Source organism: Blastomonas sp. AAP25, assembly GCF_001295965.1.
Taxonomy (GTDB): domain Bacteria; phylum Pseudomonadota; class Alphaproteobacteria; order Sphingomonadales; family Sphingomonadaceae; genus Blastomonas; species Blastomonas fulva.
Genome location: NZ_LJHP01000029.1, coordinates 1 through 26,265, shown reverse-complemented (window position 1 = coordinate 26,265; position 26,265 = coordinate 1). Strand labels below are relative to the sequence as shown.

25 protein-coding genes and 3 pseudogenes are annotated in these 26,265 nt (G+C 61.0%); 14 read left to right on the top strand and 14 right to left on the bottom strand.

The window, feature by feature from the left end:
- Positions 1 to 173 precede the first annotated feature (173 nt).
- Together IP68_RS16850 and IP68_RS16845 are read left to right on the top strand one after the other, a co-directional pair.
- Complete coding sequence (locus tag IP68_RS16850) at positions 174 to 1,292, top strand: EamA/RhaT family transporter (protein ID WP_231684097.1); 1,119 nt, start codon at positions 174 to 176, stop codon at positions 1,290 to 1,292.
- Between the two features lie 123 nt (positions 1,293 to 1,415).
- The gene (locus IP68_RS16845; RefSeq protein ID WP_054136179.1) at positions 1,416 to 1,739 is read left to right on the top strand and encodes a YnfA family protein; all 324 of its coding nucleotides are present in this window, start codon (positions 1,416 to 1,418) and stop codon (positions 1,737 to 1,739) included.
- On the opposite strand, the gene IP68_RS19865 is transcribed toward IP68_RS16845, so the two are convergent.
- Positions 1,718 to 1,963, bottom strand: a complete 246-nt coding sequence (locus tag IP68_RS19865) for a MerR family DNA-binding protein (RefSeq protein WP_231684096.1) — start codon at positions 1,961 to 1,963, stop codon at positions 1,718 to 1,720. The genes IP68_RS16845 and IP68_RS19865 overlap by 22 nt on opposite strands.
- A 236-nt stretch (positions 1,964 to 2,199) precedes the next feature.
- On the opposite strand from IP68_RS19865, the gene IP68_RS16840 reads away from it, so the two are divergent.
- Positions 2,200 to 2,850, top strand: coding sequence for a transposase (locus IP68_RS16840; protein WP_197275841.1), 651 nt, complete (start codon positions 2,200 to 2,202; stop codon positions 2,848 to 2,850).
- A gap of 153 nt (positions 2,851 to 3,003) precedes the next feature.
- Here the strand turns inward: IP68_RS16840 and IP68_RS16835 are convergent, their stop codons facing one another.
- Positions 3,004 to 4,020, bottom strand: coding sequence for an IS110 family transposase (locus tag IP68_RS16835; protein WP_054136178.1), 1,017 nt, complete (start codon positions 4,018 to 4,020; stop codon positions 3,004 to 3,006).
- An 80-nt stretch (positions 4,021 to 4,100) separates the two neighbouring features.
- Between IP68_RS16835 and IP68_RS20520 the strand changes: the two are divergent.
- Positions 4,101 to 4,286: pseudogene (locus tag IP68_RS20520) on the top strand (IS630 family transposase); the annotation flags it as partial.
- 147 nt (positions 4,287 to 4,433) lie between these two features.
- Here IP68_RS20520 and IP68_RS16825 read toward each other — a convergent pair.
- Positions 4,434 to 4,883, bottom strand: coding sequence for a MarR family winged helix-turn-helix transcriptional regulator (locus IP68_RS16825; RefSeq protein ID WP_054136181.1), 450 nt, complete (start codon positions 4,881 to 4,883; stop codon positions 4,434 to 4,436).
- 73 nt (positions 4,884 to 4,956) lie between these two features.
- Here IP68_RS16825 and IP68_RS16820 point away from each other — a divergent pair, with 73 nt between their 5' ends.
- The 8 genes and pseudogenes from IP68_RS16820 to IP68_RS20685 form a co-directional block, all read left to right on the top strand.
- Positions 4,957 to 5,841, top strand: coding sequence for an alpha/beta fold hydrolase (locus tag IP68_RS16820; RefSeq protein ID WP_054136177.1), 885 nt, complete (start codon positions 4,957 to 4,959; stop codon positions 5,839 to 5,841).
- Entirely contained in the window at positions 5,838 to 6,251 is a 414-nt protein-coding gene (locus IP68_RS16815) for a hotdog fold thioesterase (protein WP_054136176.1), read from the top strand. The genes IP68_RS16820 and IP68_RS16815 overlap by 4 nt, the downstream gene beginning before the upstream one ends.
- Positions 6,241 to 7,683 (top strand): efflux transporter outer membrane subunit, encoded by a 1,443-nt coding sequence (locus IP68_RS16810; protein WP_054136175.1) that lies wholly within the window; start codon positions 6,241 to 6,243, stop codon positions 7,681 to 7,683. The genes IP68_RS16815 and IP68_RS16810 overlap by 11 nt, the downstream gene beginning before the upstream one ends.
- Positions 7,680 to 8,825, top strand: a complete 1,146-nt coding sequence (locus IP68_RS16805) for an EmrA/EmrK family multidrug efflux transporter periplasmic adaptor subunit (protein WP_054136174.1) — start codon at positions 7,680 to 7,682, stop codon at positions 8,823 to 8,825. The genes IP68_RS16810 and IP68_RS16805 overlap by 4 nt, the downstream gene beginning before the upstream one ends.
- Positions 8,826 to 8,831: 6 nt before the next feature.
- A complete protein-coding gene (locus IP68_RS16800; protein ID WP_054136173.1) occupies positions 8,832 to 10,361 on the top strand; it encodes a DHA2 family efflux MFS transporter permease subunit in 1,530 nt (509 codons plus the stop codon).
- 318 nt (positions 10,362 to 10,679) lie between these two features.
- Entirely contained in the window at positions 10,680 to 11,468 is a 789-nt protein-coding gene (locus tag IP68_RS20515; RefSeq protein WP_197275840.1) for a transposase, read from the top strand.
- Between the two features lie 14 nt (positions 11,469 to 11,482).
- A complete protein-coding gene (locus IP68_RS20510) occupies positions 11,483 to 12,145 on the top strand; it encodes an IS4 family transposase (protein WP_231684095.1) in 663 nt (220 codons plus the stop codon).
- A pseudogene (locus IP68_RS20685) lies at positions 12,126 to 12,404 on the top strand (IS110 family transposase); the annotation flags it as partial. The gene IP68_RS20510 and the pseudogene IP68_RS20685, both read left to right, overlap by 20 nt.
- A gap of 370 nt (positions 12,405 to 12,774) precedes the next feature.
- Here the strand turns inward: IP68_RS20685 and IP68_RS16790 are convergent.
- The 10 genes from IP68_RS16790 to IP68_RS16745 all read right to left on the bottom strand — a co-directional run bounded on the left by IP68_RS16790 (position 12,775) and on the right by IP68_RS16745 (position 23,805).
- A complete protein-coding gene (locus IP68_RS16790) occupies positions 12,775 to 13,560 on the bottom strand; it encodes an NUDIX hydrolase (protein ID WP_054136172.1) in 786 nt (261 codons plus the stop codon).
- A 112-nt stretch (positions 13,561 to 13,672) separates the two neighbouring features.
- Positions 13,673 to 14,632, bottom strand: a complete 960-nt coding sequence (locus tag IP68_RS16785; RefSeq protein WP_231684094.1) for an alpha/beta fold hydrolase — start codon at positions 14,630 to 14,632, stop codon at positions 13,673 to 13,675.
- Between the two features lie 17 nt (positions 14,633 to 14,649).
- Positions 14,650 to 16,257 (bottom strand): NAD(P)/FAD-dependent oxidoreductase, encoded by a 1,608-nt coding sequence (locus IP68_RS16780; protein WP_054136170.1) that lies wholly within the window; start codon positions 16,255 to 16,257, stop codon positions 14,650 to 14,652.
- Entirely contained in the window at positions 16,254 to 17,867 is a 1,614-nt protein-coding gene (locus IP68_RS16775; RefSeq protein WP_054136169.1) for an acyl-CoA synthetase, read from the bottom strand. Before IP68_RS16775 ends, IP68_RS16780 begins: the two co-directional genes overlap by 4 nt.
- 24 nt (positions 17,868 to 17,891) lie before the next feature.
- The gene (locus IP68_RS16770) at positions 17,892 to 18,983 is read right to left on the bottom strand and encodes an acyl-CoA dehydrogenase family protein (protein WP_054136168.1); all 1,092 of its coding nucleotides are present in this window, start codon (positions 18,981 to 18,983) and stop codon (positions 17,892 to 17,894) included.
- Positions 18,983 to 20,206 carry an acyl-CoA dehydrogenase family protein gene (locus IP68_RS16765; RefSeq protein ID WP_054136167.1) on the bottom strand — a complete coding sequence of 408 codons (1,224 nt, stop codon included), beginning with the start codon at positions 20,204 to 20,206 and terminating at the stop codon, positions 18,983 to 18,985. The genes IP68_RS16770 and IP68_RS16765 overlap by 1 nt, the downstream gene beginning before the upstream one ends.
- The gene (locus tag IP68_RS16760) at positions 20,203 to 20,679 is read right to left on the bottom strand and encodes a Zn-ribbon domain-containing OB-fold protein (protein ID WP_054136166.1); all 477 of its coding nucleotides are present in this window, start codon (positions 20,677 to 20,679) and stop codon (positions 20,203 to 20,205) included. The genes IP68_RS16765 and IP68_RS16760 overlap by 4 nt, the downstream gene beginning before the upstream one ends.
- Positions 20,676 to 21,851: a transporter gene (locus tag IP68_RS16755; protein ID WP_054136165.1), complete on the bottom strand. Its 1,176-nt coding sequence runs from the start codon at positions 21,849 to 21,851 to the stop codon at positions 20,676 to 20,678. Before IP68_RS16755 ends, IP68_RS16760 begins: the two co-directional genes overlap by 4 nt.
- A gap of 16 nt (positions 21,852 to 21,867) precedes the next feature.
- Positions 21,868 to 23,007, bottom strand: coding sequence for a nitronate monooxygenase family protein (locus IP68_RS16750; RefSeq protein WP_054136164.1), 1,140 nt, complete (start codon positions 23,005 to 23,007; stop codon positions 21,868 to 21,870).
- A 12-nt stretch (positions 23,008 to 23,019) separates the two neighbouring features.
- A complete protein-coding gene (locus IP68_RS16745; protein ID WP_054136163.1) occupies positions 23,020 to 23,805 on the bottom strand; it encodes a FadR/GntR family transcriptional regulator in 786 nt (261 codons plus the stop codon).
- 154 nt (positions 23,806 to 23,959) lie between these two features.
- Here IP68_RS16745 and IP68_RS16740 point away from each other — a divergent pair, with 154 nt between their 5' ends.
- Positions 23,960 to 25,237 carry a cytochrome P450 gene (locus IP68_RS16740; protein WP_156318215.1) on the top strand — a complete coding sequence of 426 codons (1,278 nt, stop codon included), beginning with the start codon at positions 23,960 to 23,962 and terminating at the stop codon, positions 25,235 to 25,237.
- Between the two features lie 29 nt (positions 25,238 to 25,266).
- Complete coding sequence (locus IP68_RS16735) at positions 25,267 to 25,593, top strand: 2Fe-2S iron-sulfur cluster-binding protein (protein WP_054136162.1); 327 nt, start codon at positions 25,267 to 25,269, stop codon at positions 25,591 to 25,593.
- A 337-nt stretch (positions 25,594 to 25,930) separates the two neighbouring features.
- Here IP68_RS16735 and IP68_RS20680 read toward each other — a convergent pair.
- Positions 25,931 to 26,265, bottom strand: a pseudogene (locus IP68_RS20680) (hypothetical protein); the annotation flags it as partial.

The window sequence follows — 26,265 nt, the reverse complement described above, 5'->3', positions numbered from 1 at the left end:
TCCGTTCGCCCATCATCGGCCGTCTCCGCTTGCTCGCGAAGACATAGAATCAATACGCTAGCGCCATTGCAAGCGCGAGTTTTTCAACAGAATCGGGTCGTGTACCGCCGAAGTCAAATGCCGCATCATGGGACAATGCTGCCGTTCCAAAATGACATCTCTAACGGCCGGTCTTGTCAGAAGCCGACACTCCAGGGGCGCCGGACCGGCACAGCATGTCTGCTGGAATGGGGCCGTTTGCCGAATGGCAGGCGCTGCCAGGGAATGGACCAAAGCCGAAGGTCGGCGTTCGCGTGACCTGTGATTTTCCTGTTATGACTGCAAGCGGCGCGATAGGGATCTTGCCGCAGTATATCTTGTCAACGCAGATTCGCAGGTGTAGCCGCATTTCGATGCTTTGGATACCGATCACCTTGCTTGCCTCATTGGCACAAGTCCTGCGCAACGGCTCACAGGCATCTTTAACGAGTAAGATTGGCACGTTAGGGGCCACGCAAGTTCGGTTTATATTCGGGCTCCCCTTCGCAGTGCTGTTTTTAATCATGTCTCTATATATTTTCGATGAAAGTATACCCGAGATTACCGCAGCTTCGATCTCATGGGCTTTCGTTGGAGCGGTCAGCCAGATTTCGGCGACTGCTCTCATGCTACTGGTAATGCATCGCCGCGCTTTCGGGGTCGCATATGCTTATATTAAGACCGAACCAGTGGTTGTCGCCATCATGGGCTCTCTTTTTTTCGGGGATCAGCTGTCTGCCTTAGGCTGGGCTGCGGTTCTCGTGGTTACGATGGGTGTTCTGGTCACCTCGATCCCCCCGCGCGACTTCGATAAACTGTTGCATGAGCGAGCAATGATCGCAGCAGGCGTAGTTTCTGGGGGACTTTTCGGTTTATCGGCCGTAGCCTTCCGTGCGGCGATTGATAATGTCTCGCAAGGCGGGTTCATCGTAAGATCAATCCTTATGCTGACGATCACGTTGTTTATTCAGACCTTTTTACTCGGGATCTGGCTCGCCTGGCGCGAAAGAACTGCGTTTAGCGGTTCTCTTGTGGAATGGCGTAGAAGTATTGGAGCGGGATTTCTCGGTGCTCTTGCGTCAGCATGCTTGTTTTGCGCTTTGTCACTAACGCCAGCTGCAAATGTCCGCACGCTCGCACTTATTGAAATGCCAATGGCCGCACTTCTTTCCGGAAAGCTGGCCGGGAAGAAGATGCTTGGGCATGAGCTGGCGGGCCTATTATTGGTGGCAATGGGCTTGCTGATGCTTTTGCTCGGAGCCACAATGAAATGATGGGGTGGATGCCGACTTCGACGGCATCGTAAGATGCCAGGCGAGCGCGACGGTGCGCTGTTGAAGGAGGAGCATATCCACCGGGTTGCCGTCCGCCTTTGACCGTGCAAAGCCTCAGCGACAATGACCTATCTAATATATCTCGCCCCTGCTGTTGCCAAGATTGGCGGCTGTTTTGCCTTCTGGGCCTGGCTGCGGCTGGACCGGTCGCCGCTTTGGCTTGTTCCAGGCGTTGCCTCGCTTTGCATCTTCGCGTGGTTGCTGACCCTTATCGAAACCGAACAGGCCGGACGCACCTATGCAGCCTATGGCGGGATCTACATCCTGTCCGCGATGGGCTGGATGTGGCTGATCGAAGGCACGCGGCCAGATCGATGGGATCAGATTGGTGTCGTCATCTGCCTCATCGGTTCGGCGATCATCCTCTACGCGCCAAGAACGGCCTGAGACCGATCACAGCCCCTGCGGCCGAGACTCTCGACAATGCCACATTCGTTTATGCTCTCTCCTTCGCAGGAGCGCAGCATCTGCGCCAGTTCCTCGCGAAGCCGGGCGATGTCGGCGATATTGCGATCAACCTCGCCGATCTGTTGCTGGACGAGAAGATCGATATTCTCGCAGGGCTTATCCGCCTGATCGGACAGCGCGAGCAACTGCCGCACCTGTGCCATGCCGAAGCCGAGATCGCGCGCTCGGCGGATGAAGGTGAGCGTAGCCAGCTGGACACCCGCAAAAACCCCTCGCTTTGAGGCATCTCCCGTGATTCACTCCGGGCACTGGACGGAGAGTTTCGATGCACCCACGCAGCCTGTTTTCGCTGGCGGAGCACCTGGAGCGGCTGAGCAAGGACGGAGATCCGCTGGAAGTTTTGGCTGGCACGGTGGAGTTCTAGCGTTTCCGGCCACTTTTGACCCGCGGGCTCGGTTATAGCGACGGCGCTAAGGGCGGCCAGCCTCCCTTTGTCCCGGTGGCGATGTTCAAGGTGCTGGTGGTTCAGGCGCAGCATAACCTTTCGGATGCGCGCATGGAGTTCATGATCAGAGATCGCTTGAGCTGGATGCGCTTCTTCGGCTTCGACCTTGGCGGCGCGATGCCCGATAAGGACACCATCCGTCACTATTGCAACCGGCTGACCGAGAGTGGCACGCTCGAGGCGCTGATGCAGGCATTCGAACAGCAACTGCGTGAGGCAGGATATCTGGCTATGGGCGGTCAGATCGTCGATGCCACGCTGGTGCCCGCGGCCAAGCAGCGCAACACCGAGGACGAGAAGGCCGCGATCAAGGCGGGCAAGTCAGCCCGGAAAATATGGCGCGGCAAGCCGAACCAGGCGCACCAGAAGGATGTTGATGCGCGCTGGATCTTGAAGACCGGTGGCAAAGTCCGCTATCGTCCCGACGGCACGCCGCTGCCGCAGATTGCCACGCCCGTTTTCGGCTACAAGTCCCATGTGTGGACGACCTCCGCGGCGCAAGAGCTTTTCGGCATTGATGACCTCGGTCGGGTGCATCCATGTGTTCGGCCTGTTCGCGCAGCACCAAATGGCTGCTGGCCCTGATGAAGTCCGCAGGCTGGCTCCCTAATCACGTCATCGCGCTCGAAGCGCTGTGACCCCCTGGGTTTCACCAACCCCCGGTCTGACCGGTTCGTCATCACTACTAAGCTGCTCCAACGCATCCCATCACGCGATTATCGAGTGACGGAGATCTCGTTATGCGGCGGCGGCGTAGACCTCCTTTCGCGTCATCACGGCCCAGGCAATCCGTGCTGTCTTGTTGGCGAGCGCCACTGTCGCGATCTTCGCAGGCTTGCGCTCGAGCAGGCCCGCCATCCAAGGTTGGCGAGCCGGATTCTTGCGCGTCATTCGCATAACAGCAGTCGAACCGACGACCAGAAGCCGGCGAAGATAGCCATCGCCCTGCTTGGTTATTCCGCCGAGCCGCTCTTTGCCGCCCGAGCTGTTCGCCCGAGGTCTGAGTCCAAGCCAGGCGGCGAACTGACGACCTGATCGGAACAGAGAGGCGTCGGGCACCGCTGCCGCGATAGCTGAAGCTGTGATCGGGCCAATCCCCGGGATCGTAGCCAACCTGCGGCTCGTCTCGTCGTTGCGGTGCCAATCGAGGATTTGCGCCTCAAGCCTATCGATCTCGCTGGTTAGTGCCCTCAGCTGAGCGGCAATACCATGAAGGGCCGAACGCGCGTGTGCGGGAAACCTGTCCTGCTCTTCGTGCAGCGCCTTCAGGGAAGCCACTACGCCGCCGGCGCCCAGACCCGTCACGATCCCGTATTCAGCTAGGTGGCCGCGGAGCGCGTTGATCAACATGGTGCGCTGTCTGACCATCAGGTCGCGACTTTTGTGGAGCATCAGCACCGCCTGCTGCTCGACCGACTTCACAGCGACGAAGCGCATCGTCGGCCGGGTGACCGCTTCGCAGATCGCTTCGGCATCCGCTGCATCGGTCTTCCCACGCTTCACATACGGCTTAACATAGGCCGGCGGCATGAGGCGCACCTCATGGCCGATCGCCATCAACTCGCGCGCCCAGTGATGCGCCGACGCACACGCTTCCATGCCGACCAGGCAAGGCGGTAACTCAGTGAAGAAGCGGATGACTTCTGTCCTGCGCAACTTGCGCCGGATCAGCACTGCGCCATCGGCAGCGATGGCGTGAACCTGAAACACATTCTTCGCCAGATCCAATCCGACGGTGACAATCTTCTGCTCCATGGAACGACTCTTAGACGTGGACCTACAACGACCACATCATTACACAGCTACGCTGGTGCGGAGGTCGTCCACGACATCACCTCACGCCCTACAGCCCCGACTTCAATCCTATCGAAAAGGCCTTCTCCCGCCTCAAGGCCATGCTCCGCAAGATCGGTGAGCGAACAGTCGGCGGCCTGTGGGATCTCATCGGGAGGCTCGTCGACATCTTCCACCCCGCAGAATGCGCCAACTACTTCCGCTCCTGCGGGTATGACCCGGAATGATCGAAAACCGCTCTAAGGATGGATCGGCTTGTCTTTCGTTCCGGCGCCATCGTGGCGTCGGAGAGACGAAGCTGACCGCGGTATGATGTCAAAATCTACCGCAAACATGAAACAGTTTTTCACCGCAAAAAGGGACCAGTCCGTCGATTACTCCAAATTCGCCGACATTGCCGCCAGCAAATTCTTCACTGTTATCAAATCGGCTGCTGGAATTCCGGCCAACAATCGCGCATAAACGGTATCAGCTTCGCTCCGGAGTGCGGGCAAAATACGGATCGCATTGGGCAGCAGGTGTAACGTCCAGACACGGCGGTTGCCCTTGACCGCGCGTCGCACGACGTAGTCGGCTTCTTCCAGTTGATCGATGACACGGCCAACACTGGCGCGTTCGAGTTCAAGGCATTTGGCTAGCTCGGTCTGGGTAAGGCCAGGCGTGCGGAACATGTAGGCAAGCGCGCGCCATTGGGTTCGGGTTAACCCGAACCTTGCGGTCGATGAGTCAAACAGGCGGCGCAGTTTGCGCGGCACTTCTTCGACCAGGAAAACAAGCTCGTCCGCATCGGTCAGGTAGCGTTGTGGTTGAGGGTCTTGAATCATAATTAGTACCCTAGCCCCGTTCAAAACAAAGAAAAGCGCTTTACCGTAAGACATCATACATTATGATGTCATCATGTCCAGTTCTCAGGTCTTGCTCGTCGGGTATTCCGGCCACTCCATTGCTGCCCTCATCGAGGGGCCAGAGAGCGGCCTGCCCGTTTTACTCGCCCATGGCGGCGGGCAGACCAAGCGCGCATGGAAGCGCGTCTCGGCGATGCTGGCAGAACATGGCTTTCTGTCTTTCGCGCTCGATTTGCGCGGTCACGGAGACAGCGACTGGGCCATTGACGGTGCATATGATATTGTCGATTTTGCAGGCGATCTGGTTGCGATCGCCGGTGGCTTCGAGCGCAGGCCCGTACTAATCGGCGCGTCGCTCGGCGGTCTTGCCGGGCTCATGGCCGAGGGCGAAGTCGCCCCCGGCACCTTCGCCTCGCTGACTTTGGTGGACATTGCCCCGCAAATGGAAGCGGGTGGTGTGACACGGGTCGTAGGCTTCATGGAAGCGCACGCCCGCGAAGGCTTTGCTTCGCCGGAGGAAGCGGCGAAGGTGATCTCCGAATATCTCCCTCATCGTCCAAGCCGCAAGGCCTCGTCTGGCCTCGCCTATTATTTGCGGCAAAAGCCCGATGGTCGTTATTACTGGCATTGGGACCCGGCTTTTATCGACGGAGTAATGCGCCGCCACGCCGAGCGTAGTGACATCAGCGATTTTGGGCGCACCGAATTGGACGAAGCGGCATCACGGCTTGCGCTCCCGGTCCATCTGATCCGCGGAGGATCGAGCGATCTCGTTTCGCCCGAAGCGGTCGCGCACTTCCTTGAGTTGGTGCCACACGCCGAATATAGCGACATCGCCGACGCAACACATATGGTGGTCGGCGACCAGAACGATGCCTTTGGCGATGCGATAGTTGAATTTCTGATGCGCACGCATGGGAAAGGGGATGCAGCATGAGCGAGCAGGCAGCGCAAATGGACATCGAGCAGCTCCGCGCAATGTTGCTGATTGCGCCTTTCCACAAATGGCTGGGTCTTGAGATCACGGCACTGACCGAGGACGCCCTGATCCTCGAAATGCCGTGGCGGGATGAAATCCTCTCCAATCCCATGATCGGATCAGCGCATGGCGGCATCCTGTCGTCACTGATCGACCTAACCGGGCTTTACACCATCAACGCGCTTGGCGGATCGGCGCGCGCAACCGCCGACATGCGGGTCGATTTCCACAGACCCGCGACATCAGGTCCGCTGCGCGCCATCGGGCGCGTCGTCAAGCTAGGCAAGCAATTGAGCGTCGCGGAAACCCGGATCGAGGATGCCGAGAGCAGGCTGTTGGCGAGCGGACGAGGTGCCTATGTCGGTTAGGCAAGGCATTCCGCTCACTTTGCTGGCTCTCTCGGCCTGCGCGTCGGTTCCCGATACCGGAGTCAGACCGGCAATGCGGACCGCCGAGACGCTGGCTGCCAGCCAGATACTTGCGCCGCGTGGCCCTGACATCTGGCCCCCAGATCAATGGTGGCAGCGGGCGGGCGATCCGCAACTGACCGCGCTCATCGAAGAGGGACTGGCCCATGCGCCGCAAGTTGCCGTTGCCGCTGCGCGTATCCGCCGCGCGGAGGCCGAAGCGCAACGCACCGGCGCGGCGGGACAGCCTTCGGTTGGCGCAGAGGCGGAAGGTGGCGTGCGCCGCCAAAGTGGCAGTTTTGGTATCCCCGCGCAATTCCTTCCCGGTGGCTGGGCCGATTATGGACAGGCCTCGTTGAACTTCGGCTATGATCTCGACCTATGGGGCCGCAACCGAGCCGCACTCGCCGCTGCGACTTCGGAATTCCGTGCGGCGATCGTCGATGCCGCGCAGGCAAGGCTGGTGCTGTCGGTCTCGATAACCGCCGCCTATGCCGAGCTTGGCCGCGCCTACCGCGAACGCGACAATACCGAGGCCGTGTTGGCAAACTGGCGGACGACACGTGACCTAGTGGCGCAGCGTGAGCGTAACGGCCTCGACAATCGCGCCAGCCTGCGCCTCGCCGATATCGAAGTCGCGAACGCAGAGCAGACGTTGGCTGCCGCCGAGGAGACCATACTCATCCGCCGCAACCAGCTTGCGGCGCTTGTCGGCGCGGGGCCGGATAGAGGACTGACGATCACCCGTCCGCCGCTTTCGCCCTCAACGCCCGCAGGGGTTCCCGAAGGCCTGACCACCGATTTGCTCGGCAGGCGACCCGATATTGTGGCTGCGCGCGAACGGGTCGACGCGGCTGCCGCCCGGATCGAGCAGGCTCGGGCGGGATTCTACCCTTCGATCAACTTGCGGGCGCTAATCGGCTTGCAGGCGTTGGGCATTGGCAATCTTGTCGATTCGCAATCGGTCTTCGGGTCGGTGGGTCCTGCAATTAGCTTGCCAATCTTCGAAGGCGGCGGGCTGAAGGCGCAGTATCGCGGCGCGACTGCCGCCTATGATGAGGCGGTAGCCAACTACAACCAGACGGTGATCACCGCATATCAGCAAGCTGCCGATGCCATCACCCAACGTGATGCGGCGGACCAAAGGTTGAGCGCCGCGCGCGCCACCTTGACGGCCGGCGAGGATGTGCTTGGGCTCCTTCGCCAGCGTTACAGCGCGGGCCTGGTCAGCTATCTTGATGTGCTGGCGAGCGAACGCGCAGTGCTGGAGCTGCGCTTTGCTGTCATCGCCCTCGAAACCAATGAACGCGGCGCGACGCTGGCGACAATTCGTGCGCTTGGGGGCGGGTTTGACGCGCGTGAAACGCCCCCAGCAGGAATAGCCGACCGATGACCGAAGCAGCAGACAACCTCTCCGATGCCGATGCGGACGTTTCCGCTTCTCGCAAGGCAACGCGCCAGAAATGGTTGCGGCGGTTGTTCGTTATACTGGCCATTGTCGGCCTCGGCTGGGGTGCCTGGTACTATCTGGTCGCTCGCAACCATGTCAGCACTGACAATGCCTATGTGAACGCGCAGATGGCGCAGGTCACGCCGCTTGTTGCAGGTTCGGCAACCGAAGTGCTTGTTATAGATACGCAACAAGTGAATGCGGGCGACGTGCTGGCCCGGCTCGATCAAGCGAATGCAAAGATCGCCGTTGCCCAAGCCGAGGCCGATCTTGCCGCCGCGCGCCGCCGGTTCAGCCAAACGGTCGCGACCAATAGCGCGTTGTCGGCGCAGGTCGACACCTCCAGCGCCGGTCTGGTTCAGGCTCAAGCGCGGCTGCAGACAGCACAGGCAGAATTCGACAAAGCCCGCGTCGATTTGCAGCGCCGCGAAGCGGTTTCCGGCAGCGGAGCGGTTTCGGGTGAAGAATTAGCGCAGGCGCGCAAAGCCTACAAGACGGCCAGCGCTGCGCTCGACGCCGCTCGTGGCGGAATATCCGAAGTCGCATCCGCTCGACGGGTCGCGCAGGGCCAGCTTGCGGCCAATGACGCGCTGGTGCGCGGTTCAAGCATGGAGACCGATCCCGCAGTGCGCGCCGCGAAAGCGCGCCTCGATTCGGCATTGCTCGATCTTGAGCGCACCGAAATTCGCGCGCCCGTTGCAGGCGTGGTCAGCCGGTTGCAGGTGCAGATCGGCCAGCGCCTCAATCCAGGTCAGACGATCATGACCATCGTTCCGATCGAAAAGCTCTATGTCGATGCGAACTTCAAGGAAGTTCAGCTCGGTGGCGTTCGCGTCGGTATGCCTGTCGAACTGACTTCCGACCTCTATGGCGGCGATGTGGTCTATCGCGGAACGGTGGCCGGACTGGCAGGCGGCACCGGCTCCTCGATGGCGGTGATCCCTGCACAGAACGCAACCGGCAACTGGATCAAGACCGTCCAACGCCTGCCGGTGCGGATCGAACTCGATCCCGCCGAACTGCGTCGACATCCCTTGCGCGTCGGGCTTTCAATGGAAGTTGAAATCGATGTTTCGAGGAAGTGACGCAAAGTGACTGGCATTGTGGTCAACTATAATGGGCTGTCTCCGTCGCAGCGCCTGACCGCGGCGATTGCACTCGCCTTTGCCAATTTCATGGTCATCCTCGACCTGACCATTGCCAATGTCGCGGTGCCGCATATCGCCGCCAGTCTCGGCATCACGCTGGAACAAGGCACCTGGATAATCACCTCCTATGCGGTCGCCGAAGCCATCTGCGTGCCCTTGACCGGATGGATGGCAGGGCGTTTCGGCTCGGTGCGCACTTTCATGGTCAGTATGCTTGGGTTCGGGATGTTCTCATTCCTATGCGGCGTATCGGTTTCGCTTGAGATGCTGCTGATCTGCCGGATCGGACAAGGCATCGTAGGTGCCTTCATGATGCCGCTTTCGCAGACCCTGCTGCTCAAAGTATTTCCCCCGGACAAGCAGAACTACGCGATGGGGCTGTGGGCGGTAACAACCTTGCTGGCCCCGGCGCTGGGTCCGATCTTCGGAGGCTATCTGACCGACAATTACAGCTGGCATTGGATTTTCCTGATCAATATTCCGGTTGTGCTGTTGTGCCTATTCGCCTGCTGGCGGCTCGTCCGTCCGCTGGAAACTGAAAGCCGCATCGTGCCAGTCGATCTCATTGGCCTCGCGCTGCTCATCCTTGCGGTTGGCTGCCTCCAGCTTGTTCTCGATCTGGGGCGGACGCATGACTGGTTCGGTGACCCCATGATCGTCGCACTCACTGTAATTTCGGTCGTCTCCTTCCTGTTTTTCATCATCTGGGAATTGACCGAGGATAATCCCATCGTCGATCTGCGCGTTTTGCGGCATCGCGGCCTTAGCATAAGCCTGCTTGCTCTTGGCATCAGCTTCGGCGCTTACTTTGCCGGGTTCGTGATCGTCCCGCAATGGCAGCAGGCCTGGCTTGGATACACGGCAACGCAAGCAGGCCTTTCTTCCTCGTTTACGGCCATCGCGGCGCTTCTCACGGCCCCCATCGTTGCGATCATCGCCCCGCGCTATGATCCACGCCTGTTGGTGTCAGGCGGCATCATATGGCTCTCAGTGCTGGCTCTCACCCGGACCTTCTGGACCACCGATTCCGATTTCTGGACCCTGACCTTACCGCAGTTCGTTCAAGGGTTGGGCATGACATTTTTCATGATCCCGCTGATTGGCCTGACCCTGAATACGGTGGAAGAGCATGAGGTCGCATCCGCTGCCGGCCTTCAAAGCTTCGTCCGCACGATCGCAACAGCATTCGCAACTTCGTTATCTCTTACCTATTGGGGCGATAGTCAGCGCGCGGCGCGCAATGACGTGGTTGGTGTACTCCAGCCTGAAGTCCTGCAAGCGCAATTATCCGGCATGGGGTTTTCGCCCGAGCAAATCAGGCTGATGCTGAGCAACATGGTCGAAATGGAAGCGACAACGCTTGCTGTCGTTCACGTCTTTTGGGTGACTTCTGCGATGCTGCTTGTGGCAGCTGCGGTCATTTGGTTGGCTCCGCGCCCGAAGAAACCGGGTGGTATGTCGATGGGGCACTAAAACCCCATCCGCCCTAACCTTTGGTGGCGATATCGTTAGGCGAGGCAAGGTCGGCGCTCTCCAAAACCGGAAAGGCAGCTTAGAAAAGCTCGTAGGACCCTCGCGGAGCTCAAGCACCAACAAATGTCGTGTCTCGCTTTAAACGCTTGGCGTTTGCAACAAGCGCAAAGTCCGGCATCGACTAATGAGTATCCCTTCGGACGATCTTTCAATTACCCACAAGTGGTCGCACGCGTGATTCACGTAAGCGCATTACAGTTGAAGCCACTGGCTCGGCTGTGATTCCTGCTCAGGCACGGAACCTGCGGGGTGCGTGCCATGACGAACGACCGAGATGAAGGTGAGACCTGGATTGACGGAGAAATAGACAACACCGGGTTCGGCGATACTCGGCTTGGTGCTCGACTGCGCAAACTGATGTGCTGCCTGGATAGCGCAACAGGTCAGCCGCTGCCATTAGCCTGCGAAGATTGGGCGAACACAAAAGCGGCATACCGCTTTTTGTCGAACAGCTCGGTCACCGAAGAGCACATTCTGGCTGGCCATTTCCAGGCGACGGCGCGTCGTGCAGCCAGCTGTGATGGCACCCTGCTGGTGCTGCAGGACACCACAGAATTCGTCTACCAGCGATCAGCGCCAGAGAGCATCGGCTACACCAAGAAGGTGAACAGCGGGCGCGACAAGGAAGGCCTCTGGCGCCAGCACAAGCTTTGCGGCGTTATGATGCATGCCAGTCTCGCCGTCACGCTTGAAGGGCTCCCTCTCGGCTTGACGGCTGCCCGCTTCTGGAGCCGTGCACAATTCAAGGGGCTGCTGGCGCTCAAACGCAAAGTCAACCAGACGCGGGTGCCGATCGAGACAAAAGAGAGCATCCGCTGGCTCGAGAATATGCGCGGCTCCACGGCATTGCTCGGAGGGGACCCCGCCCGCATCGTTCACGTCGGCGATCGCGAGAATGACATCTATGAATTCTACTGCGCGACGCAGGAGCTCGGGACCCACTTTGTCGTCCGCACCTGCGTTGATCGTCTGGCCGGCGACGGCAAGCACACCGTGTTGGCGGAGATGGCCGAGGTCGCTGTCGAGGGCATCACCAGTTCGAGATAGCCGACGGTAGCCGAGTGAAACTGGCCCTGAAATACAAGCGCATCCGGGTTCTGCCGCCCATTGGCAAAGCGCGGCTCTATCCACCACTGAACTTGACCGTGATCCACGCCATAGAGGTCGACCCTCCCGAAGGGCGCAAACCGATCGACTGGAAGCTGCTCACCGATCTTTCTTTCGGAACCGCCAGCGAGGCGATCGAGAAAATGACCTGGTACGCGATGAGATGGAAGATCGAGCTATTCTTCAAGATTCTCAAGTCCGGGTTCAATGCCGAGAAACTGAAGCTGTGCGCGGCCGAGCGACTGGTCAACCTGATCGCCATATTCTGCATTTTGGGCTGGCGGATCTTCTGGCTCACAATGCTGAACAGAGCGCGCCCAAATGATGATCCCGGGTCCGCACTGACCGCCACCGAGATCATGATCATCGATCGAATTGCAGCCCGCGCCGGGAGAAGCACTGCAAACGCGCCGCAGATTTCATCGTACCTGACCGAGATCGCGCGCCTGGGCGGCTATCTCGGTCGACGACACGACCCTCCGCCCGGCAACATGATCATATGGCGAGGTTGGACTCGGCTCATGGACATCCGACTTGGCCTCGAGCTCGCCGCTCAACCACTTGTGGGTAATCGAAAGCCCCGCCGGATGGATACGCCACATCTCGCGAGGAGGTGACAATTATCTCCGCGGCCTGCGCTACGCGGCTGCAATAGTGATCCTGACACGCGCCAACGCTGATATCCATAGCAGCCTTAAAGACTGGGGTAACAAGCTGCATGAGCAGCTGGGCTTCACGCGCGCTGCAGTCGCCGTGGCGCGCAAACTGGCGGCCATCATGCATACCAGCTCAAGACAGGAGAGCCACTCAACACATCGCTTGGCGCCGCGGCCTAACCGGGGTGCCAGTTTAAGTTCTCAGCGCGTTAGCATTTGACGAGTCGAGGCCTCCTTGTCGTGGACGTGGGTCAGGTCATTCCGTTTGGTTTGGCTGAAGCTCCTCGAAAACCGCGTCTTAAAAATAGGAAGACCTCACCTGCGAAGACCATCATGCGGCGGCTCTGTGCCGACCGCGAAAACAACCCTGCTCCCGGCATACGAACACCCTCGCGCAAAATATGGCCATTGTGAAATGCGATGCATGACATTGATTAACGTGTCGACCTACGCTGCCGCGCGGCAAGCCTTCTGACGCCGAACCCGCTTGCCTAGCGGAATGCGATTATACAACCATCGATGGGATGGTCCCTTTTAGATGCCGATCATCCCGCTAACGCGGGGCTTTTTGCACGCCGAAGCACATTGCGTCAGACACCAAGCGTCCTCAGCGACTGCGAAACGGGGCCATAGCCGGCGTCGGGCGGTATCACCAGAACACGCTCGCCATTCTCGATCGAAACTTCGGGTAGCACCGTAACCAGCCTGCGTTGCCGTGCCCGTGCAATGCAATCTTGCGCGCTTGCCGCCTCGGCGAGCAGCTTGAGGTTCATCAAGGTGGGAAAGATGATGGTGCGTTCGCCCACGACTGCCAATCGGATCGCCTCGGACGGCGAGATCCATTCCGCATCGACGGTCTCGCGCCCATCACACGCCGCGACTTGTCCCGGCGGGGCGCTCATGACGTAGAACCAGGTGTCGAACCGCTTCGGCATCATGGTCGGGGTAATCCACCGAGCGAAGATGGCGAGCACATCTAACCTGAGGTGAACACCCAGTTCGCGAATGACATCGATGAAGGCGACTCCGCCAGAATCGACCGCGCTTCGCACCGATGCGGCGCACGGGTCTTCGAAAGGCGCGCCTTGGGGCGTTTGCGCCAGCAGAATACCGGTTTCCTCGAACGCCTCGCGGATCGCCCCGATCCGCAAGGTTCGTTGGACCGGATCCAATTCGTCCCATCCAATTGCATGCTCGGCCCACCGCTCGTCGGTGTCGCCAGCGTGCGTCTTTCCCCCGGGAAAAACCAGAGCGCCGGACGCAAAGTCGATCTGGTGGTGGCGCTTGACCATCAGAACCTGGAATTCGGGCTGGTCGCGTACCAGCAGCACGGTCGCTGCGGGCTTCGGTTCGGGAATCTGAGGTGCATTGGTCATGTCTGTCTCCCTGGCTTTAGCTGCATCGACACCCTTTGACGCGCTCGCAATTCCGTTGATGCCGTTCTGCGGTTCCTTCCCGAAGGTACACTTGTCATCGCCATAACTTCGATCAGTCACCTATGGACCACTCTTCGATGACAGCGCGCAAGGCAGCGGTGAAGGCAAGTGGCTGGTCGAGCATCAAATGATGTCGCGCTTCGGGAACCGCGATGATCGGAATGTCCCGCCCGCCCAATTCGCGCAGGTACTGGCGTGAATCCCGCGTAAAAAGCTGGCTCTTTTCGCCATGGATAATCGCCTTTCGACCGGATGCGGCGACCAGACGAAGGCCAATCTCAAGCCACAAGCGTTGTGAATTGTCCCGCTTGAACACGTCGGGTGAGAACTTCCAAGTCCAGTCAGTCCCTTCACGGCGCAGCGCATGATAGGCCATATAATCCATCAAAAACGGTTCCCCTACCGGCTGAGGCGGGGACAACACATACCGTGCGCGGGCGTTCAAGTAATCGGGATAGCGGCGATGAGGCCGGTTGGGATCGCCCGAACCAGGGCTGGTACGGCCATTGCTCCTATACTTTTCCAGCTCCGACGGGCGCAGAACCATCATGTCGCAGATCACGGCTCCGCCAAAAGTTGTCGGGGCGAGTTCGATAGCCGTCAGCGCCACCGCCGAGCCGAAACTGTGGGCAGCCAAGATGGGTTTGCGGGCATGGCCGAGAAGGCCCAAGGCTTCAGCAACCCCTATCATCTCGCGCCCGCGCGCCGCCATGTCGCAGTCCGGGCGCACGTCACTGTCGCCCATGCCGGAAAGGTCATAAGCGACTACGTGGTAATCGCGGGCGAGAAAGGGGGCGACAAAGGCGAAGCAGCGGGCGTGCGAAAGGAAGCCATGGGTCATCAGCACCGGCGGCGCGGCCGGGTTGCCCCAACGGAAGTAATGCAAGCGCACGCCATCGACGGTTACGAAGCCTTCCTCCCGCGGAACAGCGAGGGCCTCAGCAAACCAGACCGGCAGGGCGGACGGGTCAGGCGCCCATTCCGAAGTGATGTCGGATGTGGTCACGTTCATCAGTCGTAGTCCCCCGTTCATGCCAGCGTGAAGCCGCGGTACCCGTCCGCTGCCACTTTGTTAGAGATCGTCGCGAAGCCAACTACGCTGGGATAATTGAGCAACTGGCGCGGTTTGCCCGGAATATTGTCGCCCATGTACCAGGACTTTGCCCGGGGAAAGAGCGTCATAGTCCCGATCGAAGCAACGCTCTCGGTCCATTCGCGCTCTGCGTCTATTTCCGCCTCGAAACGCGTGAAATTGTCTTCGCGAAGCTTCACCAGAAGGTCGCGGACCCAATCGCCCTGGATTTCAGCTGCGGTCGGACCATTGGAAAAGCCCGAAGGACTGAGCGGTCCGTAAAGATAGGCCATGTTGGGAAATCCATGCACGGCATAGCCGAGATAGGCGGTCACCTCGTCATGCCAGGCAGTGGTCAGGCTGCGACCGTCCCGCCCCCTGATCTCAATTTGCGTCAGCCCGCCGCGTCCGGCGTCGAAGCCGGTAGCGAACACGATCAGCTCGCATTCGATCAACCCATCGGCGGTTTCGATCCCCTCGGGCACGATCCGCTGAATCGGCGCGCGAGACAGATCGACCAGCGCGACATTTTCCTGGGAGAAGATCTCGTAATAGTTCCGCTCGAGCGAGGGACGCTTGGTTCCGAAGGGGTGCGGCGGCTCGCTCGGTGCCAGCGTCTCGTGCAAGGCCGGATTGGCGATCCGCGCCCTGGTTTTGTCGCGCCAAAAATCGTAGGCGTAGCGGCTGGCACGCTCGTCGGTCAGCAGATCGGCGAAATTGGCGTACCAGTAACGTAGACCACCGGCCTGCCACTGCCTCTCGAACAGGCTGTGCCGCTCTTCCTCGTCGACTTCGAGCGCGGAGGCGTCGACCCTGCCCGTATCGAAGCCGCCGCCAGTCTGGAGACGGGCGGCAAAGATCGCCGGGTAATCTGCTTTCTCCCGCTCCTGCTGTTCAGCAGTCAGCGATTCCTGCCGCATCGGCAGCGCGAGAATCGGCGTGCGCTGTAGCAAGGTGACCTGGGCCGCTTCTGCTGCGGCTTCCTGCGCCACCTGGACACCGCTGGCTCCCGTGCCGACGATCGCCACCTTGCGCCCGGCCATGGACAGGCCTTGCTGCGGCCAGTGGGCCGTGTGGTGCCATTCGCCCGCAAGGGTCTCCAGTCCGGCGATTTCGGGCACATAGGCCTTTGCAGCAAACCCCAGACAGGGCAGCAGGTAGCGCGCCGTGATCGTTTCGCCTCCGCCGGTCGTGACCCGCCACTTGCGCCGGCCTTCATTCCACTCAGCGCCTGCTATGCGTGTTCCCATGGTCATATGGGGCCAGAGTCCAAGTCGGTCGCAGACATGGCGGAAATAGGCGCGCAGCTCGCGCCATCCGGGATAACGTCCGCTCCAGGTCCAGTCGCGCCACAGTTCTGGCAGCGAAAGTTCGTACAGCGGTACCTGCGAATCGACGCGCGCGCCAGGGTAGCAATTCCAGTACCAGATGCCGCCCGGCTCTTCGGCCGCATCGATCAGCCTGGCGTCGAAGCCGGCCTCGCGCAGCCGGTGAAGCAGATAGACCCCGCTGAAGCCTGCGCCAACGATCAGCGCCTCGCAGTCACTGTTGGCTTCGTCACTCACGCCGCCCCGTCCTGGCGCATCGCAAAGTCTCTTACTGCGGCGTAGTCGGCCTTGCCGTTGGACGCGCGTAGCGCGATACCGGCCAGATAGACAGCCTTGGGGGTCTTGTAACCGGCCAGCTGCTGGCGAACATGAGCCTTGAGCCCGGCCGCGTCGAGCGCGGCATCGTCCTCCAGGCGAACCACTGCGGTCACGGCCTGACCCCATTTTTCGTCGGGCACGCCCACAACCAGGGCGTCTATCACGGACGGGTGGGTCTTGAGCGCTTCCTCGACTTCTTCGGGATAGACCTTTTCCCCGGCGGTGTTGATGCAAACGCTGCCCCGGCCGAGCAGAGTCAGGCTGCCGTCAGCCTCCACCCTGCACCAGTCGCCGGGGATCGAGTAGCGCACGCCGCCGATGGTCCGGAACGTTTTCGCAGACTTTTCCGGATCCTTGTAATAGCCCATCGGTATGGCGCCCTTGCGGGCGATGAAGCCGGCGACGCCGCTGCCCGCTTCCACCTTGGCGTCTTGTTCGTCGAACACATCGCAATGCTCGCCGATCATGAATTTGGCGGTCTGGACGGATCCCTGCGCGGTGGCCACCGACAGGCCATAACCAAGCCCTTCGGATGCGCCGAAGGCGTCCATCAACGCGACCTGCGGAATGTGCCGGATCAGCCCGTCCTTGACCTCGCGGCTCCACATGACCCCTGATGAGAGGATAGAAATAAGACTCGAGGTGTCGTAACGCCCCGGCGCGTTGTCGAGCCCGGCGAGCATCGGCTTGGCGAAGGCATCGCCGACGATCGCGATCGACTGCACCCGGTGTTTCTCGACAGCGCGCCATAACTCATCCGCGTCGAACGACGGACTATCGAGCGTCATGATGCAGCCTCCCCCCATCATCGTGCCCAGGGCAGAGAGAAGACCAGTTCCATGCATCATCGGACAGGCGGAAAGGAACACCCGGCCCGGTCCGTCGGCGCGGATCATCTCGACGGTTTCGTCCATGTCCTGCGGCGCCGGACCAAGCAAGCCGGCGGAATCGAGTTGCGCCCGCCGCAGGTCATCGTGGCGCCACATCACCCCCTTGGGCATGCCGGTGGTGCCGCCGGTGTAGATGAACAGCAAGTCGTCGGGCGAACGGGCTATGCCCAGCGGCGAACCGTCGCCTTGCGCCGCCAGCGTCTCGTAAGGTTCGGCAAACGGCGCGATCGCTGCCGGATCGCCTATTTCGACAAAGATCCGGGCCTTACCGAGCCGATCCTTCAATTCGATAATGCAATCGCGGAATTCGCTACTGTAGATGATCGCCTCGGCATCGGAATCTTCGAAGATGTAAAGCACCTCGTCGGGCTTGTAGCGGTAATTGATATTGACGTGCGTCAGCCGAGCCTTGAAACAGGCCGCCATCGACTCGCCGTATTCCGGTCGGTTGCGCATATAGAAGGCCACTTTAGCCCCGGGCCTGATTCCCTTGGCGCACAGCGCGCGGGCAAGATTGTTGGACCGAGCGGCCATTTCCGACCAGGTGATCCGCCGATCCCCGTGGATCAGCGCCGGGGCATCGCGAGGAAGCGCCGGTTCGATCGCATCCAGTATGTCGCCGAAATTCCACTTGGTCATCTTCTTCTCTCCCGACCCGTCGTACTATGTCGTTGCGGTCAATCCCTGAAGCTGTGCTGCTTCGAACCTGACTCGCTCCGGTCCGCCAAGCGCCTGGCGGTCGAAGCCAATCCGTTTGAACCAGAAGTGCAGGCCAAGCAGGTCGGTAAAGCCCATCCCGCCGTGCACCTCTGTCGCGGTTCGCGCCACGAAGCGGTGGACCTCACCAGTGAGCGATTTTGCGTGGCAGGCCACCAGCGCCGACTCCTCGGGAACGGCGTCGAAGGCGTGCGCGGCATACCACACCAGAGCGCGGCAAGGTTCGTGCCGAGCGGCCATTTCTGCGCACATATGCTTGACCGCTTGGAAGCTGCCGATGACTCGCCCGAACTGCTCGCGCTCTCCGGCATAGGCGACCGACTTCTCGATCATCGCCTCGCCCGCCCCGAGACTGTCCGCCGCAAGCAAGACCCGCCCGGCGTCGCGCAGCCGCCGCGCTGCTAGGCCGCCATCGTCGGCAAGGGGTTGGGCCGGTGCGCCGGTCAGCCGCAACTCGCCGACGCTGCGGGTTGCGTCGATGGTCTGAAAGGCGATCCGTTCGACACCGGTCGCCGTTGCGGCAAGCAGATGAAGCCTCCCCGAATCATCGGCGACAATGAAATGGTCCGCCCCCGCAAGGTCGAGCGCGAACAGGGCGGTGCCGGTCAGCCAGCCGTCGCCGGCCTTGACCTTCGCGCCATCGCGCTCCTCGACCATGCCCCCGATCGCAACGCCGAAACGCACCTCGCCGGAAGCTATCCGGGGCAGCCATTCGTCCTGCTGCGCCTCTGAACCCGCCAGCATCAGCGCCAGCGGGGCGAGCACGCTGCGCGCCAGGAACGGCGCGGGAGCCACTGCCCGGCCAAGCTGCTCGGCCGCCACCGCCGCATCGAGCAGTGTCATCCCAAGCCCGCCATGCGCTTCGGGTACCATCAGGCCGGTCAGCCCGATATCATGGAGCGCAGCCGTGACCTGGTCGCTGACCGCACTGCCCGCATTCAAGCAGAAGCGCACGTGATCGAGCGGGCAGATTTCCGAGAGGCAGCGTCCGACCGTGTCCCGGAGCATTTCCTGTTCGGGTGAAAGACCGAAATCCATCAGGCGACTTCCTTCCGGCTCTGGGCGGCGTCGAGCGCAAGCCGCGGTTCGCGCGGCATGTTAAGGCCGCGCTCGGCGATGATGTTCTTCTGGATCTGCGCGGTGCCGCCGCCGATGATGAGACCGAGCTGGAACATGTAGTTCCATTGCCAGATCCCGCCTTCGCGTTCGCGCGGGCTGCCGCCATACAAGATGCCCATTTCACCCATGGCGTCGATCGCCAGGGCGGATATCTGGTGCGCCAGTTCGCAGCTCTGCAGCTTGACGATCAGTTTGGCCATGCCCCCCGGATCGCCCTTGAGCTGATTAGAAAGCACGCGTATCCCGTTGTATTTCATCGCCACGACTTCCGCCTGCAGGGCAACAAGACGGTCGCACAGCATGGGATTGTCAATAGCGCGAGCGCATCCGACCTGCTCCTCCTGCATCAGCCTGATCAGCGCCAGCAGGCGGCTTTCAAGCGCATCGGGATCGCCCAGCATCCCTCGCTCGTGGCCGAGCGTCGCATTGGCGACGAACCAGCCCTGGCCGCGCTGGCCGACGATCTGATCGACCGGCACCCGCACGTCGGTGAAGAACGTCTCGTTGAATTCAGCGTGCCCGGTCATCGTCTTGAGTGGGCGGACCTCGATCCCCGGCAGGTCCATCGAGAAGATCAGATAGGAAATGCCCGCATGTTTGGGGGCCTCGGCCTCGGTCCGGACCAGGCAGAAGATCATGTCGGCCTGCCGCGCCGTACTGGTCCAGATCTTCTGTCCATTGATCACGAAGTGGCCGTTTTCCTCGCGGGCGCTGGTGCGCAGACTGGCCAGATCGGAGCCCGCGCCGGGTTCTGAATAGCCTTGGCACCAGACGATCTCACCGCGCAGGGTGGGTTCGATCCAGCGGCGCTTCTGCTCCTCGGTGCCGAGTTCGAGCAGGGTTGGAACCAGCATCGAAATGCCCTGGTTGGACAGCCCGCCGGGCACGCAAGCACGGGCAAACTCCTCGGCGATGATTCGCGCTTCGAGGATGTCGGGCGCGGCACCATAGCCGCCATATTCGCGCGGAATGATCCGCGCGGTATAGCCATGTTCCAGCAGCAGGTTCTGCCAGGCAACCGCTTCGGCCGTCGGGCGCGCTGCACGCTGGGCCGATTCCGGGGCGCGGTGGCCATTGCGAGCCAGAAAATCACGCACTTCGGCGCGGAAGCGCTCGTATTCAGGGCCATATTCGAGGTTCATGGCGTGTATTCTCCACTCGCAGCCGGCCGAAACACCGGCAGTCGAAAATCGGCCCCCAGCGGCTCGAAGGTCAGTTCGACCGGCATGTCGAGTTCGATCCGGTCCACAGTGCATTCGATCAGCCGGGTCGCCATGCGCACCCCTTCCTCCAACTCGACCACGGCCGCAATGAAAGGGATTTCATGTGCAAAAGCCGGGTGCAGGGCCTGGTGCGTGACGGTCCACGAGAACAAGGTGCCCCTACCGGTGCTGGGCTGCCAGGCGAACTCGGGAGAACCGCAGCGGGCGCACATATAGCGCGGCAGATGGCGCCATGTGCCGCAGGAAGAGCAGCGCTGGAAATGCAGCTCGCCATCCTGGCACAGCCGCCAGAATTCCTGCTCTACGGGGTCCTGCGGACGCGGACGCGGCTTGGCTGGCCGGGTCTGCGCATCAGGCCGCTGCTTGGGGGGAAGTTCGGAATCGTGGCTCATGTGAACCTCCGCAAGATGGCGATGCTGCCATCGCCCAGATCGCCCCAGCCGGTGACCAGGCCGGTCTGGGCGTTCTCGACCTGCCGATCGCCGCAGTCGTGACGCAGCTGGCGGACCGCCTCGACCACATGGTTGAGGCCCCAGACATGGGCTTCGCTGAGCAGTCCGCCATGGGTGTTGAGCGGATAGCGGCCGCCAAGCTCGATCTGTCCGTCCCTTACGAAATCGAGCTGGCCGCCCGGCTCGCAGTAACCCAGCGCTTCCAGCTGTAGCAGCACCACGTAGGTGAAACAGTCGTAGATCTGCAGGAAGTCCATGTCCTCACGGGTCACTCCGGCCATCGCGAAAGCTTTCGGAGCAGCGAAGGAAAGCCCGATCTTGAACGGATCGGGACGCGAGGGAATGTCGTCGGCCGGATACGGGTGCCCTTCTGCCGCCCCGGCAATCGTCACCGGCACGTGGGGCATGTCGCGCGCCTTGTCGATCCGCGAGACCACCACCGCGCAGGCTCCGTCGGTTTCAAGACAACAGTCGTAAAGCCGGAAGGGCTCGGAAATCCAGCGTGATGTGGCGTAGGTATCCCAGTCGAGCGGGCGACCGTAGGTGCAGGCCTTGGGATTTAGTTGAGCGTGCTTGCGACAGGCCAGCGCCACCGCACCCATTGCCTCCGGTCCAACCCCGTAAAGCTGGGAGTGGCGGGTCGCCAGCCAAGCATACATCTGCACCGGAAGAAAAACGCCATAGGGAATGTAATAACCCTCGATCGTGTTGGTCAGCGTGGTCATGTTCATCGACCGGGTCGGCGGTGCGCCGGGCTTGGGGCGTAGCGCGGAAAACCCGTTCCAACCAAGGGTGACAAGAACATGGTCGCACAGGCCCGCAGCGATCGCCATTGCCGCGTTTTGCAACGCAGTCGTAGGACTGGCACCGCCCATGTGGACCGTCGCGGCATAACGCAACACATCGATTCCCAGGTTGGCGGCCAACTCCTCGGACGTAGTATAAATCGGCGGCGGGATCATGCCGTCGATGTCGCCCGGTTTCAGTCCCGCGTCGGTGATCGCGCGGCGCGAGGCCTCTAGCATCATGTCGACCGCGCTGCGTTCGGTGCCCTTGACGAAATCGGTTTCGCCAATTCCGGTAATTGCGGCTTTGTCGGAAAATCCGGTCATGCGCCTCGCCCCCGCATCAGCGGAAACGGCTAGCAAGCGCGAGCGCGCGTTCGGCTTCAGAAACCAGGTCGGCCATTACTTCGGCGGCAGGGCGCACCGCGTGGATCAGGCCGATCCCCTGTCCGGCGAAGCCAGGCAGGACATCCTTGCGCCTGGCCTGGATGCCTGCGGCCATAACCAGGCCGGAGATCATCGATTGATAAGGCATCGGCAGCGGTTCCTTGCCGGCCGCAACCCAAGCGTCAGCCCATTTGTTGCGGATCATCCGCGCCGGTTTGCCGGTGATCGACCGACTGACCACGGTATCGGCATCTCCTCCATCGACGACCGCCTCCTTCTGGAAGTCCTCGATCCCCGCCTCCTCAGTGGCAAGGAACGCGGTGCCGACCCAGGCGCCTTCCGCGCCCAGCATAAAGGCAGCGGCCACCCCGCGTCCGTCGGAAATGCCGCCAGCGCCCAGCACCGGCACCCTGTCGCCCACCGCATCGACCACCTGCGGGATAAGCGAGATTGTCCCAATCGGTGAATTGTGTCCGCCCCCGTCGTGGCCTTGGGCGACGACCACGTCGACACCGCTTTCGACCACCTGCTGCGCTTGCTTGACCTTGCCGATCACCGCCATGACGACCGTCCCGTTGGCATGGAGCCGGTCCATCCACGGGCCAGGATTGCCAAGGCCAGCCGCATAGACCGCCACCTTCTCCTCGATCACCACTTCCATCTGAGCTTCGAAGAACTCTTTTGAGAACAACGGCGAGCCGCCCTCGTCATCGCGTCCGCCAATCTCGCGCCTTTCCGCATCGCCATCTGCCCTAGCCAATCCTTCGCGGGCCATGAAATCCTCGGCAAACTCGCGGTATTCGGCCGCCAGCGCCATCGGATCGGCGCGCGCGGCGCCGATTTGCGGGGGCTTGCCCAGGCGCACCGAAGCCGGCAGCAGGGTATCGACCCCAAACGGCTTGTCGGTCAGTGCGCGGGTTTGGGCAATCCATTCCCGCAGTCGCTTGGGCGCGCAGGCTGCGGCGCCCAGGACGCCAAGCCCGCCGGCATTGGAAACCGCCGCCGCTAGCGCCGGAACGCTTGCCCCACCCATGCCGGCGAGGACGATCGGGTATTCAATCTTCAGCAAGTCGCAAATGCGGCTGTTCAAAGCCATCGTCTCTCTCCTTCAGATTTCCCGGCTTGCGTCCCCCCAGCGGACCTTTTGCGCGAGTAGATCGGGACTGCGCTCTGCCAGATATTGGGTCGATCCATCGATGAGCCGTTCCATCTGGCGCCGGGCAGACACAGCGTCGCGCATCCGCACGGCGTGAAGCACACGGCCGAGGCACCTCAACTGGGCGTCACGCTCCTGCACCGAATAGCCCAGACCTACTGACATGCTGCGGGTCAACAGGTGCAGAGCGGAGACCAGCAGACCGAAGGTCGGGTTTCCGCTTGCCCAGCCCAGCAGATCGTGAAACCGCCGATTGGTTTCCTCGAATTCCGGTCCGTCGCGCTCACGCTCGAGCTGTGCCAGGCTATCCTCGAGCGCAGCAAGATCGGCAACGGTAGCCATCTCCGCAGCCCGCGCCGCAACCATCGGGGCAACCGCCTCGCGCAGTTCGAGCAGCGCCCGAAGGTCGGTATCCATGAATTGCAAAACCAGCGCCATCGAGCTGGCGAAATCTGCGGTCTGCGGACGGGTGATAACCGGTCCGCCGCCCCGACCCGGGGCGAGATGGATCACACCCTGCAATTCGAGAAAACGTAGTGCCTCGCGCAGCGTGGCGCGCGCCACATCGTAGCGTGCCAGCATGGCATGCTCGTGGGGAAGCCGGTCACCCGGCCCCTGCGCGTTACTCTCGATGTCTTCGACAATCTCGCGGGCAAGCAACAGGGCGCGCTTGGTCTTGATCTGAACAAAGCTTGCGGCGGGTGCCGCCGGGCGGACAGGGGCGTGACTGGATTTCATGATATTCTGATAAGAATTAATCCAAATGCTGTCAATGTGCTCATATGGAGCCTGGCATATGAGGTATTTTTGGACAAACCATTATACCATTTATTGACTCATTGGCGATCTGCCTTTAGCCATCCCAAAGTAAACTGTGCTGAGGGAGGTGACCATGGCCGCGCAGGCAATTCCAACCGATCTGGACGAGGCCGATCTTGCCCGGGCCATTGCCGCCATCCCTCTTGCGGAAATCGACGTTGCTCGCCCAAGCCTGTTCCAGAGCGACAAGGTTGGGGCCTTCTTCGAGCGGCTGCGGCGTGAGGACCCGGTTCATTATTGCGCCGAAAGCGCCTACGGACCCTACTGGTCTATCACTCGATACAACGACATCATGGCGGTCGACACCAACCACAAGGCGTTTTCATCCGAAGCCAGGCTGGGCGGGATTGCGATCCAGGATATGCACAGCGACCAGAGCAATCTCGAGCTCGAGATGTTCATCGCGATGGATCAGCCCAAGCACGACGACCAGCGCAAGGCGGTCACTCCGGCAGTGGCGCCGTCAAACCTGCTGCTGCTCGAACCCGTGATCCGCGAACGTGCCGGTGCTATTCTTGATTCGCTGCCAGTCGGTGAGGAGATCGACTGGGTCCAGAGCGTTTCGGTCGAATTGACCACCATGACGCTGGCAACCCTGTTCGACTTTCCCTGGGATGAGCGGGCACGCCTGACCCGTTGGTCCGATGTCACGACCGCGATACCAGGGGCAGGAATAGTCGGTTCCTTCGAACAGCGCCGCAAAGAGCTTATCGAGTGTGCGATGTATTTCAAAGGGCTCTGGGACCAGCGGATCGACCAGCCGGGGGGTAACGACTTGATCTCAATGATGGCGAATTCGCCTGCCACGCGCGAAATGCCGTTCCTCGAATTCCTGGGCAACCTGCTGCTGCTGATCGTGGGCGGAAACGACACTACCCGCAATTCGATCAGCGGCGGGGTCCTGGCGCTGAACCGGCATCCCCAACAGTATGATAAATTGCGGCGCGACCCCGGCTTGATCGGCAGCATGGTTCCTGAAATCATCCGCTGGCAGACTCCGCTCACCCACATGCGCAGAACTGCGCTCGAAGACAGCGAGATCGGCGGAAAGCGCATCTCCAAGGGTGACAAGGTCGTCATGTGGTATCTTTCGGGCAACCGCGACGAAACGGTGCTTGACCGGCCCGAGGAGTTTATCATTGACCGGAAGAACCCGCGCCAGCATCTTTCGTTCGGCTTCGGCATCCATCGCTGCATGGGCAATCGACTAGCCGAATTGCAATTGCGGATCACCTGGGAAGAGATCCAGAAGCGCTTCCACTTCGTCGAGGTCGTTGGCGAGCCCGAGCGACTGCTGTCAAACCTTGTTCGCGGCATCACCCGCTTGCCGGTCAAACTTCACGCGCACTAAATCCCGCGCAAAAGGAAAGTTGCAGTTCGATGGTCAAGGTCACCTTTGTTGCCCACGACGGTCGCCGGTTTCCCGTTGAAATCGGATCCGGAATGACGGCTCGCGAAGCGGCACTGTTCAACGATGTCCCGGGAATCGACGGCGATTGTGGTGGCCAATGCGCTTGTGCCACATGTCACGTCCATGTCGATCCCAGATGGATCGGCCGGGTCGGATGCCTTGTCGATTGCAGTATGGAGGCCGATTTGCTTCAATTTGTCGAGGGCAGAACCGAAGAAAGCCGCCTAGCCTGCCAGATTAAGCTTGATGAACGGCTTGACGGACTTGTCCTCTATGTCCCGGAGCAGCAGTACTGAACCAAGGTCTACTTTCGCACTTGGCCCGCGGTTAAAAGGCGCGGCACGTCGTCCGATGCCATGAGATACGACATGCTCATGAGCAAGCTGTCGCTGCTTTGGACGCCACCGGCCAATCCGATGACCGGAAGCTGGCTAAGGATGTTTGCACGTTCCTCAAAAAGCATCAGGGTTATGAATGCCACACCCGAGGTTTTTGCTGCGCACCATACCTAATGGCTTGGATACGAACCCAGCAACCCCGTAAGACAAGCCCGCGACCCTCCATAGCGTGGTGAATCAAGCCAGTGAGGCCGAGCTAGCTTTGCTGTCTATGTCGAAGCAAGCATGAGCAGGGTTAATGCCCTATCGAGACGCCGCCGCTTCGCTTTGGACGCGGAGCCAGCCAAATCAGGGCCGCCGCAACGAGCAAAATCGCGGAGAACGTCCAGAATATATGAATTATGGCCAATGTTGTGGCCTCTGCCTCGACCATGTTGATGAGCATTTGAAGCAGGGCTTCGGGCGAGAATCCAAGTCCGGAAATTGAGCCGACCGCCGCGCCGGGTTCCAGAGCGGCGACGATATCGTTGCGTGCACCGCGTTGCGTGTCGCCCCAGTAATGAGACCTGTGGGCGGGTAGCCATGGCGCAGCGTTCGATAGGCCAGGAGCAGTTTGGTTTGCCGGGCGAC

What these genes read in the sequence shown, in the direction of transcription:
- IP68_RS16770 (WP_054136168.1), bottom strand. Translation starts at nt 18,983, where the DNA reads ATGGATTTCGGTCTTTCACCCGAACAGGAAATGCTCCGGGACACGGTC.
- IP68_RS20515 (WP_197275840.1), top strand. Translation starts at nt 10,680, where the DNA reads ATGACGAACGACCGAGATGAAGGTGAGACCTGGATTGACGGAGAAATA.
- IP68_RS16765 (WP_054136167.1), bottom strand. Translation starts at nt 20,206, where the DNA reads ATGAACCTCGAATATGGCCCTGAATACGAGCGCTTCCGCGCCGAAGTG.
- IP68_RS16735 (WP_054136162.1), top strand. Translation starts at nt 25,267, where the DNA reads ATGGTCAAGGTCACCTTTGTTGCCCACGACGGTCGCCGGTTTCCCGTT.
- IP68_RS16790 (WP_054136172.1), bottom strand. Translation starts at nt 13,560, where the DNA reads ATGACCAATGCACCTCAGATTCCCGAACCGAAGCCCGCAGCGACCGTG.
- IP68_RS16825 (WP_054136181.1), bottom strand. Translation starts at nt 4,883, where the DNA reads ATGATTCAAGACCCTCAACCACAACGCTACCTGACCGATGCGGACGAG.
- IP68_RS16740 (WP_156318215.1), top strand. Translation starts at nt 23,960, where the DNA reads ATGGCCGCGCAGGCAATTCCAACCGATCTGGACGAGGCCGATCTTGCC.
- IP68_RS16815 (WP_054136176.1), top strand. Translation starts at nt 5,838, where the DNA reads ATGAGCGAGCAGGCAGCGCAAATGGACATCGAGCAGCTCCGCGCAATG.
- IP68_RS16745 (WP_054136163.1), bottom strand. Translation starts at nt 23,805, where the DNA reads ATGAAATCCAGTCACGCCCCTGTCCGCCCGGCGGCACCCGCCGCAAGC.
- IP68_RS16845 (WP_054136179.1), top strand. Translation starts at nt 1,416, where the DNA reads ATGACCTATCTAATATATCTCGCCCCTGCTGTTGCCAAGATTGGCGGC.
- IP68_RS16810 (WP_054136175.1), top strand. Translation starts at nt 6,241, where the DNA reads ATGTCGGTTAGGCAAGGCATTCCGCTCACTTTGCTGGCTCTCTCGGCC.
- IP68_RS16775 (WP_054136169.1), bottom strand. Translation starts at nt 17,867, where the DNA reads ATGACCAAGTGGAATTTCGGCGACATACTGGATGCGATCGAACCGGCG.
- IP68_RS16750 (WP_054136164.1), bottom strand. Translation starts at nt 23,007, where the DNA reads ATGGCTTTGAACAGCCGCATTTGCGACTTGCTGAAGATTGAATACCCG.
- IP68_RS16760 (WP_054136166.1), bottom strand. Translation starts at nt 20,679, where the DNA reads ATGAGCCACGATTCCGAACTTCCCCCCAAGCAGCGGCCTGATGCGCAG.
- IP68_RS16835 (WP_054136178.1), bottom strand. Translation starts at nt 4,020, where the DNA reads ATGGAGCAGAAGATTGTCACCGTCGGATTGGATCTGGCGAAGAATGTG.
- IP68_RS19865 (WP_231684096.1), bottom strand. Translation starts at nt 1,963, where the DNA reads ATGGCACAGGTGCGGCAGTTGCTCGCGCTGTCCGATCAGGCGGATAAG.
- IP68_RS16805 (WP_054136174.1), top strand. Translation starts at nt 7,680, where the DNA reads ATGACCGAAGCAGCAGACAACCTCTCCGATGCCGATGCGGACGTTTCC.
- IP68_RS16785 (WP_231684094.1), bottom strand. Translation starts at nt 14,632, where the DNA reads ATGAACGTGACCACATCCGACATCACTTCGGAATGGGCGCCTGACCCG.
- IP68_RS16820 (WP_054136177.1), top strand. Translation starts at nt 4,957, where the DNA reads ATGTCCAGTTCTCAGGTCTTGCTCGTCGGGTATTCCGGCCACTCCATT.
- IP68_RS16755 (WP_054136165.1), bottom strand. Translation starts at nt 21,851, where the DNA reads ATGACCGGATTTTCCGACAAAGCCGCAATTACCGGAATTGGCGAAACC.